Raw genomic sequence first — 12,153 nt, forward strand, 5'->3', positions numbered from 1 at the left:
TTAAAAGCTGGATCATAGATTTTTCGCCCTTGTTTCATACGTTAAAATTAAGGTTTTATGCTTAACTCTAACTGGAAGCTAAATTAGTATATCCAGAAGATTTATCTAATCTTTTAGACATAGATACAAAAAATGTATTTAATAATCAATCCAACGAAGGCAATGGCTATGTAGAAACTATAAATAATGATTATAGAGATTTAATCAAAGATATTAAGGAAACTTACGACAAGCTTATCCAATCTAAAGACGAACAAATTGCAATGCTGAAAGAGCAAATCACTTTTTTTAAAGAGAAAAACATATAATTTAATAAATTACTAATTCTCATCGTAAATTATTAAATTTGGCAAAAATAATTCTAACAGATGAGCATTTTAAAAGGAGTAGGTGTTGCATTGGTGACACCCTTTAATGAAGATTTATCCGTAGATTTCGACAGTTTAACAAAATTAGTTAATTACAACATCGAAAACGGAACCAATTATTTAGTTGTTTTGGGAACTACAGCGGAAGCTGCAACTCTTTCTGCCGAAGAGAAGAAACAGGTAATTGAGCATATCATTAAGGTTAACAATAAACGCGTTCCTTTGGTATTGGGAATTGGCGGAAATAATACTCTTGAAGTAAAGAAACAGATTGAAGAAGCGGATCTTTCTGAGTTTGAAGCGGTACTTTCTGTTTCTCCATATTATAATAAACCGAACCAGGAGGGGCTTTACCAGCATTATAAAGTGTTGGCTTCCACGGGGAAAAATATTATTATTTATAATGTTCCGTCTAGAACAGGACAGAATATTGAAGCGGAAACCACTTTACGCTTAGCAAAAGAATTTCCAAATTTATTCTTAATTAAAGAAGCTGCACCAAATATTTTACAGTATTTCGATATTTTAAGGAAAAAACCGGGCGGTTTCAATTTGGTTTCCGGTGATGATGAATATACACTTCCGGTAACGCTAGCCGGCGGAAACGGAGTGATTTCTGTAATTGCACAGGCTTATCCGAAACAGTTTTCAACGATGGTGCAGTTGGCTTTCGACAGAAAAGTGGATGAAGCATACGAAATTCACAATAAGTTAGTTGAAATCACAAGATTGATCTTTACAGAAGGTAATCCTTGCGGAATTAAAGTAATCCTTGCAGAGATGGGAATTATTAAAAATTATTTAAGACTTCCTTTAGTTCCGGCTTCAGAAGGGCTTCATGCTAAAATTAAAGCTGAAATGGCGAATATTTAAATGAAATGGCAATAGTCAGTTGTAAATTTTGCTATTAGAGGTAAAATGAGCACTTCAGATATGAAACAAAATTGGCCATCTACAAAATACAAGGGTGAAAGGCTTTCTGCTTTTCACTTTTTTTATCATAATTTTAAAGAATGGAATTAATAAAAGCAACAGAAAAGGAAATCCCATTGATCCAGGATTTGGCAAGAAGATCTTGGGAAAGTGCATATCTAGGGATAATTTCAAATGAGCAAATTGAATATATGCTGGGCGAAATGTATTCTACTAAAGAAATTTCCACCCATCTTCAAAATCCGAATTATCATTATTATCTGATTTTTGATGAATACAATGATTCTTTTGAGGGTTTTATAGGGTACGAGCATGGATATGAAAAGGGTACGACAAAGCTACACAGGATTTATCTTGTTCCGAAAAGTAAAGGAAAGGGCTTCGGAAAAGGAGCGCTAGATTTCTTGAAGAAAAAGCTTTCTGAAAGCAATGACAGAAGGATTATCTTGAATGTAAATAAAGAAAACAAAGCAAAAAAATTCTACGAATCTCAAGGTTTTAAAGTATATAATGAATTGGTTTTGGATATTGGAAATGGTTTCGTCATGGATGATTACCAAATGGAGTATATAATTCACTTGTGATTGACTTAAAATTGTATAATATTTTCTTGTAATTCTATAACAAGTGATATTTATTTTTGCTCATCTTTGTACCAGTCAAATCGCTATTAAATAATAACAATACATTTATATGCTTGATGTTAAGCTTGTTTTGCTTTTTATCAGGATATTTTTTTTCATCCTTAGTGTTTAATTCCTGTATTTCATAATGCAGGATTTTTTGTTTTCTAAATTTGAAATAAATGCACCTATTTCACTTTGTATTGAAATAAATTATTATATTTACATCCAATTTGACACACTACAAGGATGAGAATATACGTAAAATTTGATTTCAATGCTCTTTGCAAAAAGGTTTTGGACGAAAAACTTAAAGAACAAGGTCTGAAATACCGACTGCTGAATTTCGGTGAAGTAGAATTTTATGAAAATTTTACCCGGGAACAACATAAAAATTTTAAAAAACATTTGGAAGATTACGGAATAGAAATCATCGAAAGCCAGAAAACAACATTAGTACAGAAAATTAAGGATACAATTATAGAGATGGTATTTACTGATGAAAATATTCCTGTTAAAGCCTCTATTTATATTGCAGAAAAGTTGGACCATAGCTATGGCTATCTTTCGAATCTGTTTTCGGAAGCTACTTGCTGCTCAATTGAAAATTTCATTATTCTTCAGAAAATTGAGTATGCAAAAGAACTGATAATAAGTAAAAATCAAAGCCTTACGGATATTGCCCAAATGCTTAATTATTCCAGTGTGGCACATCTGAGTACTCAGTTTAAAAAGACTACCGGCATTACCCCATCACAATTTCAGAAAATCGTAGACAGGAGAAGAACGTATCAAAGTGTAATTAATAGAGCCATAATGCAATATGAATAAAGAATATCTTAATGTTATTCTGGTTGATAGCAACGAAGGAAACAGGTTTTTTTTTAAGAAAATATTTAAAGATCTAAAGATTGGGATAAAAATCCTGACCTTTGAAAATGGGGAAGAACTGATGAATTATCTGAATTGTCAACAGGTTTTGATTCCAGAAATTCTATTCATGGAAAAAGATATTCCGAAGAAGAGTAGTCTCGATTGTCTTGAAGAAATCAAAAGCGTCATTAGGTTTGATCAAATGGTAATTACTATTTATTCCAAATATTTATCTGCTGATGAGGAAGAAAATATTTTTGTAAAAGGTGCTAATATTATTATGGAAAAACCAGATAATTATGTAGATCTGAAAAAAGTGCTTTCAGAAATTATTACTATCAATTGGCAGTATCATACCTCAGGTTTAAACAAAAATAATTTTATCATGAAAGTGTGAAAAAAAAATGTAATTAATTGTTTTTATATTAAAATTTAATTTTTATCTTTGTCGGGCAATATTCACATAATAGTGATAATTGATTATTCAAGAATAAAATAAATAAAAGCTTAAAGTATAGAAAATTTATATTAAAAAATTGAAACACAAATTATTATATGGAAAGCGTCAATGATCATGAAAATAATTGTTTCATAATAAAAACTAAATTATATAAATCACAATGTTATTTAACAAAATGAATTATATCATTTCCAATTATAAAGCACAGAAGATCTTTAAACAAAACGGTACAATCATGAAAACTCAAGGAAGTAGTTAAAGGAATTCTTATTCGTTTCATTTTAAATCCTTTAACGAAAACAACAGTTAGTTTTTATAATAAACAAGTTGGAAACATAATTCATTTTGTTTTTTTTATTCAATGAACTGGATTATAAATATCTTTCATACCAAATACCAAATCACAAAATATTAATTATCAAAAATGAAAGTATTTATTATTGAAGTAAAGTAATTTCTTCAAAAAATAACAGTTTTATAAGAGGCCGCGTAGAGATTTTTTTCTTTCCGCGGTTTTTTTATGATATCTTACTCCACTTATTTTTTCCTTTATAATTTCTCAGATAATAATTTTTAATAATTTGATTATCAGGTCTTAAAAGAAGAGGGTCGGCTTGTAGTATTTTTTCGACCGTATTTTTTGTTATTTTAATAATTGTTGAATCATTTACAAGATCAAGCTTTTTGAAATCAACAACTCCGCTCTGCTGGGTGCCTAGAATATCTCCCGGCCCGCGAAGCTGCATATCCACTTCAGAAATTTTAAAGCCATCGTTCGTTTCAGTCATTGTCTTGATGCGGGTTCTGCTTTCACGGGATAGCTTGTCTGAAGTCATTAGGATACAATAGCTCTGTTCTGCACCTCGGCCGACACGTCCACGAAGTTGGTGGAGCTGTGATAATCCAAATCTTTCTGCGCTTTCAATCACCATTACAGAAGCATTAGGTACATTAACGCCTACTTCAATCACCGTGGTTGCCACCATAATTTCAGCTTTTCCAGAGGCAAAATAATTCATGGCTGCATCTTTTTCATCAGGCTTCATTTTCCCGTGAAGCATGGTTACATTGTATTTTGAAAAATTATCCATTACATTTTTCAAACCCTCCATTAGATTTTTATAATCCAATGTTTCAGACTCTTCAATTAAAGGATATACAAAATATATCTGTCTTCCTTTCTGGATTTCTTCACGACAGAAGTTGTAGACATAAGCCTTGTCTTTTTCCCGTCTGTGAGCTGTAATGATGGGCTTTCTTCCAACTGGCATTTCATCAATTACAGAAACATCAAGATCAGAATAAAAGCTCATGGCCAGCGTCCTTGGGATGGGAGTGGCGGTCATAACAAGAATATGCGGCGGGATTTTATTTTTTGCCCAAAGTTTGGCTCTCTGTGCCACCCCAAACCTATGCTGCTCATCAATTATGGCTAATCCCAGATTTTTAAATTTTACTTTATCTTCCAAAACGGCATGTGTTCCTACCAGGATAGAAAGTTCGCCATTTTCCAATTCCTGATGAATAATTTTCCGTTCGGACGCTTTGGTAGAGCCGGTCAGGAGGCGTACATTGACCGGGGTTTCTTTTAAAAGATCTTTAATGCCGTTGTAATGCTGCTGAGCAAGTATTTCAGTGGGTGCCATCATGCAGCTTTGAAAGCTATTGTCTAAGGTAATGAGCATTGTAAGCAAAGCAACCATTGTTTTTCCTGAACCTACATCACCCTGCAAAAGCCTGTTCATCTGGATTGGTTTTTTCATATCCTGACGAATTTCCTTTAAAACTCTTTTCTGTGCCCCTGTTAAATCAAACGGAAGATGATTTTCATAAAAATCATTAAAATAATCACCAACAATCGGGAAGGGATTTCCTATGGTATGGCTTTTATGATGAATTTTTTTTAAACAAAAACCAAGCTGGAAAAAGAATGATTCTTCAAATTTTAACCGGTAATCTGCCCTTTCGAAATGCTCCATATCTTTTGGGAAATGGATGTTAAGATAAGTATGTTGTCTCGATAAAAATTTAAAAGGCTTCATCAGGTAATCCGGAAAGTTTTCCTGTATTAAATTGGGAATTTCCTTGCAGATATTTCTTAGAATCGTTTGAAAAAATTTCTGATTTAATCCTCTTTTCGTTAATTTTTCAGAACTTGGATAAATGGGTCTTAGCCGGTTTTCCTTATCCTTTTTTTCTTCAACTTCTATTTCCGGGTGAGGCATGGAAAACTGATTGTTAAAAACATTTATCTTTCCGAAAATATAGATTTCTTTATTGATTGGCAGCTGCTCTTTCAGCCATTTTGAATACTGAAACCAAACAAGATCCATCGTTCCCGTATCATCATTGAATTTAGCTGAAAGCCGTTTTGTTTTTCCTGTCTGGATTTCCTGAACGCTGATAATTTTTCCCTTTAGCTGAACATCAGTTGAGATATTCTGCAGCTGGACTATTTTATGAACTTTACTTTTATCCAGATAACGGATGGGGAAGAAGTTCAGAAGATCCTCCACAGTAGAAATGCCCAGCACATTCCTGATGAGCCTGGCTTTTTCCGGACCGATTCCTTTTACATATTCTATGGAAGTTTCAAGATTCATTTTTGGATTTCAAGATACAAGTCTTGAGTTTTTATCCGGATTTTTAATGAAAATTAAAAGCCCGAATTTCGGTAAAATAAAAAAGACTTCCAAACAAATTGAAAGTCTCTCATATATTTTTAAGACTAAACCCGAACCGCACATCTCGAAATCTCAAATCAATCTTTTATTTTAGATTTAAATTTTTTCTGATAATCTTCCCATTGCTCTCTTGAACGAATTCTTTTGAACATATCTTTAGAAATGAAATCCAGATAAGGTTCCAGTTCTTTGGCAGATAATTCACCTTGTAGAATGGTGATCGGCCCACCTTTTTCGTCAAGAAATACAGTGCTCGGAACCGCCGCTACGTTCATATATTGTGTAAATTCGTGTAGCGAATTTCTTCCTTTTTTCTGTTCTGTATTAGAGTTTGTAAATGTTCTGCCGTAAATTTCAACAGCATTTTTTTCCTCGGCATCGAATTTTACAGGGTAATAGTTTTGATTCAAAATATCGGCAATTACCTGATGCCCATAGGTTTTTTTATCCATGATCTTGCAGGGCCCGCACCAGTCTGCATAGAAATCAATCAATATTTTTTTTGGATTTTCTTTCTGAGCTTTCAGTGCTTCATCAATGGTCATCCATTTTACCTGAGTAAAGTTGAATGTAATCCAAAATAGACATATTATGCTTATAAATTTCTTCATAATTTAATAATTAAGTAAAAATAAGCATAATTTCGCTTACTTCTATTTTACTTCCTGCATTAATTTTTTCACGTACGGTGATATCAAAATTAATACCACACCGGCAATTACAGCGTATAATCCCAATTGTTTATATCCATTGGTATAAGTGATAAAGGCTTCATAGTTTGAAGAACCTTCTTTGGCTGTTGCAAGCCCGGCACCGATTATTCCGGCTACATACTGCCCGTAAGCGGAGGCCAAGAACCACATACCCATCATCATCCCTTGGAGATTTTTGGTAGAAAGTTTGGTCATAATGGATAATCCGATTGGGGAGAGGCAAAGCTCACCCAAAGTAATGATTAATAAAGCAATCGTAAAGAAATTCAAGGAAGTAACTCCTGCTGCGTTTGCAAAAAGCTTTGTTGCAAACAATGCATAATATCCCAGCCCAAGGAAGATAAATCCTAAACCGAATTTGATAATGGTATTAGGCTCAATTTTCCTTTTATTCAACCAAATCCAAAGCAGCCCGATCAATGGGGCAAGGAAGATAATGAAGAATGCTCCTCCGGAATTATTCACCCCATTAGGGTCAAGTCCCAAAAGATCTTTATTTAAATTTTTAGCAGCAAAAATACTTAAAGAGCCTCCACTTTGCTCGTAAATTCCCCAAAATAAGATTGAAAACAAAATAAACACCAGAGCTGCCCAAAGTTTCTTGCGTTCGGAAAGGGTTACTTTTGTCATTTCGTAGAAAAGATAGACCAGCGTCAATGGTCCGATTGTCCACATGAAATAATCAGTATATTCGGTTTTTGCAACCATTATCATAATGATTGGGACGAAAATTAATGATAAAACATATACTCCATATTCCTTCCATTTTGGAATTGGTGCCGATTTTACCTCATTATCAGGATGTCCCGGCTGAAGACCGATTGTTCCTAATCTTCTTTGTGTAAATACAAAATTAATTAAACTGATAACCATTACAATCGCAGCCAAGCCGAAAGCGACATTCCATCTTAATCCTTCTGAAATTGTATTGGCTAAAATTTCACCCTTTCCGATTGCAATACAAAAATATCCTCCAAGTAAAGCACCAAGGTTGATTCCCGCGTAGAAAAGCGAAAAACCGGCATCCGCTCTGGAATCGTTCGGTTTATAAAGTTGCCCAACCATTGAAGAAATATTGGGTTTAAAGAAACCTGTTCCTACAACGGTAAATGCGATTCCTAAGAAGAAAAATTTGTGAGGATCTGTGGCAAGAATGATACTCCCAACAATCATTAAAAGTCCACCCCAAAAAAGAGACTTTCGGAATCCTAAGATTTTATCAGCAAAAAGGCCGCCAACAAAGGTAAAAGCATAAACGAATGCCTGTGTTGCTCCGTACTGAAGATTGGCTTCTTTTTCATGGAAATTAAGTTGGGAAATCATAAAGAATACCAACATTCCACGCATTCCGTAGAAACAGAAGCGTTCCCACATTTCAGAGAAGAAAAGGCTCCAGATTTGCCTTGGGTATTTTCCTTCGAAATTTTGTATTTCTTCTAGAGTTTTACTCATAATTGTGTATGATTAAGTTTTAATTAAGGTTTCTTTCAATTGTTGGCACATGGTCTCAAGAATTGAAAATTTAATAAAGAACACACGAAAATAAAAAAAACCTCCGACTTAGCAGAGGTTTTCGTTGTATTTTATTTGATGCGGATTAATTTACACCGTGCATCATTTTCTTTAAGATTGGTGAAATTAATGCTAAAATCACAGCAGCAATACCACAAAGAACTACAAATACCATGAAGAATTCGAATAGGTTGTGGATTTCAAATCCTGCAAAAGTTGGGTTTGCTAAAGGCAACTGAGCTTTTTCGAAAGCAGCAGCCTGATCAGCATTTAAAGTCACTTTTTTATCTAAAACATCCTGAAGATTTACTCCTATTTTCTGAGCAGCCTCGAATTTATCACCTGTTGCAGGTAAGATAGAACCTAATGTTCCGGCAAGTGCATATCCAGCCGCGTTCGCGATGAAGAATACTCCATATAATAATGAAGCAAATCTTTTTGGAGCTAATTTTCCAACCAATGATAATCCGATTGGAGATAAGCAAAGTTCACCGCAAGTTTGGATGAAATATAGTAAGATCAACCATTTTACAGCTAAAAGTCCATTATTTCCAAGATCTTTTACGTTGTGTGCAATAATGAAATAAGAAACTGCGATCAAAGCCAATCCCATTGCCTGTTTGAATGGAGATACAGGTTCTTTGCTTTTTGCTCTCAATTTATCCCAAAGAATACTGAACGGTACTGCTAAAGCAACAACGAAAATTCCGTTGAAGATTTGTACCATTGAAGGTGGCATGTTCCATCCGAAGAAATGTCTGTCTGTCTGGTTATCTGCGATGAATGTTAAAGATGAACCAGCCTGTTCAAATGCAGCCCAGAAGAAGATTACGAAAAATGAAACGATGTAGATTACCCAGATTCTGTCTCTTTCAATTTTAGTTAAAGAAGAATCGGACATAATTAAATAGGCCAATGAAATACCACTTGCGTAAACCAATGAGTAAATTACGTTTTGACCTAACGCAAAGTGAAATAAAGATCCAAGAATTACAAATAAAACAGCCGCAATTCCGACAGATGCACCAGAGAACTTTGCAGTTTGTGCTTCTCCTTCTTCAAAATCTTCTGAAGTATTGTGCTTTGGTAAGCCTCCGATTGGTCTTCCGGTCGGTGTTACAACATATTTGTTTTTAAGAATTAAGAATGTAATTGTTCCTACCATCATTGCAATAGAAGCCGCTAAAAATCCCCACTTGAAAGCGTGGATATCTCTGATACCGTCCGCGGATTTTACGTCTCCGATCAATGGACAAATCAACTGACCAAGGAAAGCTCCTAAGTTGATCCCCATGTAGAAAATCGTGAACGCAGAGTCTAGTTTTGATTTTTCCTGTTTTGGATAAAGGCTTCCAACCATTGAAGAGATGTTTGGCTTGAAAAATCCGTTACCGAAAATAATTACACCCAGAGCAGTCCACATAATCGTTGTAGCCGTTCCTATACTAGATCCGAATGTACTAGCACTAATGAACAGTAAAAACTGTCCAATCGCCATTAAAGTACCTCCAAGAAGAATACAATATCTGTTTCCTAAGAATCTGTCGGCGATAAAACCTCCCAACATCGGAGTAAGATAACAAAGAGCAAGGAAACCTCCATATACAATTGAAGCATCAGCCTCCTTCATCAAAAGCGAGTTTACCATAAATAAGGTAAGCAATGCTCTCATCCCATAAAAGTTGAAACGCTCCCACATTTCTGTTCCGAAAAGAACCCATAATCCTTTCGGATGCCTGGAATTGCTCTTCTCTACAAATTCATCCGGTTTCGGACTTAATGCTTCAGTATTATCCATTTTTATTGTTAATTTTTGTTAAGACTGACAAATATAGTTTTTTTTGTGTTTTCGGCAAGGTTTTAATTTTATAATTAAATAAAAAAGCCGTAGAAAGATTCTACAGCTTGATTTTCTTTATAATAAATGAGGATCAATGTCCTTTTTCTTTCATGATTTTGTTTAATCTTTTCAACATGGAAAGTCCTAAAAGTGTGGCAAATATCAACAAAGCGAAATTCACGAGGAAATAATTCATCTTGTTGTCGTAGCTATACCAAGTACTTGCTAAAATTCCCGAAAGCTTGTTTCCAACGGAGTTTGCAAGGAAGAAACCTCCCATCATTAAAGCTGTAATTCTCGCAGGAGAAAGTTTTGAAACGAATGATAATCCCATCGGTGATAAACAAAGTTCTCCAACTGTAATTACTCCATAACTTGCAACCAACCACCATGGTGAAACTTTTACAGCACCATTATCTCCGGCCCAAACTGCTAAAACCATTACTAAACACGATAATCCTGAAATGAAAAGTCCCAAAACGATTTTCGTTGGTGTTAAAGGCTCTTTTCCTTTTCGTCTTAATAATGCCCAAAATCCTACGACAATAGGTGTTAAAGCAATTACCCAAAACGGATTGATGGATTGGAATAATTCGGTATTGTATAAATAAGTTTTAGCTTTTGGATTTTTTTCTAATACTGCGCGTTGTTCAGGAGAAATATTTTTAAAATAAACATCTTTTCCCTGAACTTTTATGGTATTTCCGTCTTTATCTTTTTGAGACTGGAACTGATCGTCGTATACTGGAACTTCTTTATTTTCATAGCTTTTTCCGTCAACCATGTAGATACTTTCTAATGGTTTTTCCATGGATGCAGGAACACTTCTGTCCGTGTAATAATTTGCCCATCTTGTCAAAGCTGTTCCATTTTGTTTAAAGACCGCCCAAAAAAACATACTGATCATAAAAACTGATAATAAGGCACCAATAGATGATTTTTCTTCAGGTTTTGCTTTAAAATAAAGTGAAGCATAGAAGTAAATAACAGGAACGCAGGCAAAAATAAAAGCATCCGTATTGTCACTTCCAAAAATATTTCCGGGAATGATCCATCCGATTGCTCCAGCGATAATTGCAGGTAAGAAAACTTTAAGCATAATTTCAGAAAGCTTTGTATCTCCTTCCTGTTTTGGTTTCATCTGCGCTGCGTGGATATAATGTTTTCTACCGATTGTAAAAATCACCATACCAATCAACATTCCGACTCCGGCAGTAATGAACGCTTCGCCCCAACCGAATTTATTTCGCATAAACGCTGCGATAATGTTACAAATAAACGCTCCAATATTAATTCCCATGTAAAAAATATTGTACCCGGAATCTTTGTTCGCTTTATAAGGTTCTTCAGAATACAAATTACCCAGCAATGTAGAAATTGTTGGTTTAAAGAAACCGTTTCCGATGATAATTAATGCTAATGAACAGTAAAATAATGTAAGATCTTTGAAAACCCCCATTCCAATATATCCGGCTGCCATCAAAACTCCGCCCAAATAAATGGATTTAATATAACCTAAAACCCTGTCCGCCAAAAATCCACCGATAAAAGGTGTTAAATAAGTAAGGGCGATATAAGTTCCGAAAATGTCGTCTGCAGTTTTGTCAGGAAGCCCAAGACCACCTTTTAAACCTGTTGGTTCAATGACATACAAAACAAAAATTCCGAGAATCAGATAATACCCGAAACGTTCCCACATTTCCGTAAAGAAGAGGAAAGGCAATCCCTTAGGATGTTTAGTCTTCATAGTTTCAAATTTCAAATTTCACAAATATAGAATTTTAAAAATAATAATCGAATTTTATTAACTTTGACTTAAACAAAGATGAAAAACATGAAAATTACATTGCAAGATTTAGAACAAAATATAAAAACACTTCCGGAAAATTTTTATGGACAAGTGAACGATTTTATTGATTTTTTAAAGCATAAACATTTTAAAGAAAAACAATATAAAGTTTCTGAATGGGAAGATGAAGATACAAGAAGGATGAAGTATGCAAAAGATTATTCTCAAAGTCTTTCCGAATTTAATATTGATGATGATTTAGAAGTTGGAGATTAAATATATCCATTTTTTCGCTTTTTAAAATTCAGAATAATAGAAAATAAAAAATCCGAACCTAAAACAGATCCGGATTTTTTTA

Annotated in this window: 10 protein-coding genes; 5 read left to right on the plus strand and 5 right to left on the minus strand. The window is 34.2% G+C overall.

Annotated elements, in window-relative coordinates; translation table 11 throughout:
- The first annotated feature begins 368 nt into the window (after positions 1 to 368).
- The 4 genes from dapA (at position 369) to BW926_RS10580 (ending at position 3,194) form a co-directional block, all read left to right on the plus strand.
- A complete protein-coding gene (gene dapA / locus BW926_RS10565) occupies positions 369 to 1,241 on the plus strand; it encodes a 4-hydroxy-tetrahydrodipicolinate synthase (RefSeq protein WP_076446936.1) in 873 nt (290 codons plus the stop codon).
- A gap of 140 nt (positions 1,242 to 1,381) precedes the next feature.
- Complete coding sequence (locus tag BW926_RS10570; protein ID WP_076446937.1) at positions 1,382 to 1,885, plus strand: GNAT family N-acetyltransferase; 504 nt, start codon at positions 1,382 to 1,384, stop codon at positions 1,883 to 1,885.
- A gap of 288 nt (positions 1,886 to 2,173) precedes the next feature.
- Positions 2,174 to 2,755 carry a helix-turn-helix domain-containing protein gene (locus BW926_RS10575; protein ID WP_076446939.1) on the plus strand — a complete coding sequence of 194 codons (582 nt, stop codon included), beginning with the start codon at positions 2,174 to 2,176 and terminating at the stop codon, positions 2,753 to 2,755.
- Positions 2,748 to 3,194 carry a response regulator gene (locus BW926_RS10580; protein WP_076446940.1) on the plus strand — a complete coding sequence of 149 codons (447 nt, stop codon included), beginning with the start codon at positions 2,748 to 2,750 and terminating at the stop codon, positions 3,192 to 3,194. Before BW926_RS10575 ends, BW926_RS10580 begins: the two co-directional genes overlap by 8 nt.
- 581 nt (positions 3,195 to 3,775) lie before the next feature.
- Here the strand turns inward: BW926_RS10580 and recG are convergent.
- The 5 genes from recG to BW926_RS10605 all read right to left on the minus strand — a co-directional run bounded on the left by recG (position 3,776) and on the right by BW926_RS10605 (position 11,753).
- Positions 3,776 to 5,860, minus strand: coding sequence for an ATP-dependent DNA helicase RecG (gene recG / locus BW926_RS10585; RefSeq protein ID WP_076446942.1), 2,085 nt, complete (start codon positions 5,858 to 5,860; stop codon positions 3,776 to 3,778).
- A gap of 158 nt (positions 5,861 to 6,018) precedes the next feature.
- The gene (locus tag BW926_RS10590; protein WP_076446944.1) at positions 6,019 to 6,552 is read right to left on the minus strand and encodes a thioredoxin family protein; all 534 of its coding nucleotides are present in this window, start codon (positions 6,550 to 6,552) and stop codon (positions 6,019 to 6,021) included.
- Positions 6,553 to 6,594: 42 nt separating this feature from the next.
- Positions 6,595 to 8,106, minus strand: a complete 1,512-nt coding sequence (locus tag BW926_RS10595) for a peptide MFS transporter (RefSeq protein ID WP_076446946.1) — start codon at positions 8,104 to 8,106, stop codon at positions 6,595 to 6,597.
- Between the two features lie 145 nt (positions 8,107 to 8,251).
- Complete coding sequence (locus BW926_RS10600; RefSeq protein ID WP_076446948.1) at positions 8,252 to 9,964, minus strand: peptide MFS transporter; 1,713 nt, start codon at positions 9,962 to 9,964, stop codon at positions 8,252 to 8,254.
- A gap of 133 nt (positions 9,965 to 10,097) precedes the next feature.
- Positions 10,098 to 11,753: a peptide MFS transporter gene (locus BW926_RS10605; RefSeq protein ID WP_076446950.1), complete on the minus strand. Its 1,656-nt coding sequence runs from the start codon at positions 11,751 to 11,753 to the stop codon at positions 10,098 to 10,100.
- 87 nt (positions 11,754 to 11,840) lie between these two features.
- On the opposite strand from BW926_RS10605, the gene BW926_RS10610 reads away from it, so the two are divergent.
- The gene (locus BW926_RS10610) at positions 11,841 to 12,071 is read left to right on the plus strand and encodes a DUF2281 domain-containing protein (RefSeq protein WP_179078008.1); all 231 of its coding nucleotides are present in this window, start codon (positions 11,841 to 11,843) and stop codon (positions 12,069 to 12,071) included.
- Positions 12,072 to 12,153: the final 82 nt, after the last annotated feature.

Origin of the sequence: Chryseobacterium sp. RU37D, assembly GCF_900156075.1 — a bacterium.
GTDB lineage: Bacteria > Bacteroidota > Bacteroidia > Flavobacteriales > Weeksellaceae > Chryseobacterium.

What these genes read in the sequence shown, in the direction of transcription:
- dapA (WP_076446936.1), top strand. Translation starts at nt 369, where the DNA reads ATGAGCATTTTAAAAGGAGTAGGTGTTGCATTGGTGACACCCTTTAAT.
- BW926_RS10570 (WP_076446937.1), top strand. Translation starts at nt 1,382, where the DNA reads ATGGAATTAATAAAAGCAACAGAAAAGGAAATCCCATTGATCCAGGAT.
- BW926_RS10575 (WP_076446939.1), top strand. Translation starts at nt 2,174, where the DNA reads ATGAGAATATACGTAAAATTTGATTTCAATGCTCTTTGCAAAAAGGTT.
- BW926_RS10580 (WP_076446940.1), top strand. Translation starts at nt 2,748, where the DNA reads ATGAATAAAGAATATCTTAATGTTATTCTGGTTGATAGCAACGAAGGA.
- recG (WP_076446942.1), bottom strand. Translation starts at nt 5,860, where the DNA reads ATGAATCTTGAAACTTCCATAGAATATGTAAAAGGAATCGGTCCGGAA.
- BW926_RS10590 (WP_076446944.1), bottom strand. Translation starts at nt 6,552, where the DNA reads ATGAAGAAATTTATAAGCATAATATGTCTATTTTGGATTACATTCAAC.
- BW926_RS10595 (WP_076446946.1), bottom strand. Translation starts at nt 8,106, where the DNA reads ATGAGTAAAACTCTAGAAGAAATACAAAATTTCGAAGGAAAATACCCA.
- BW926_RS10600 (WP_076446948.1), bottom strand. Translation starts at nt 9,964, where the DNA reads ATGGATAATACTGAAGCATTAAGTCCGAAACCGGATGAATTTGTAGAG.
- BW926_RS10605 (WP_076446950.1), bottom strand. Translation starts at nt 11,753, where the DNA reads ATGAAGACTAAACATCCTAAGGGATTGCCTTTCCTCTTCTTTACGGAA.
- BW926_RS10610 (WP_179078008.1), top strand. Translation starts at nt 11,841, where the DNA reads ATGAAAATTACATTGCAAGATTTAGAACAAAATATAAAAACACTTCCG.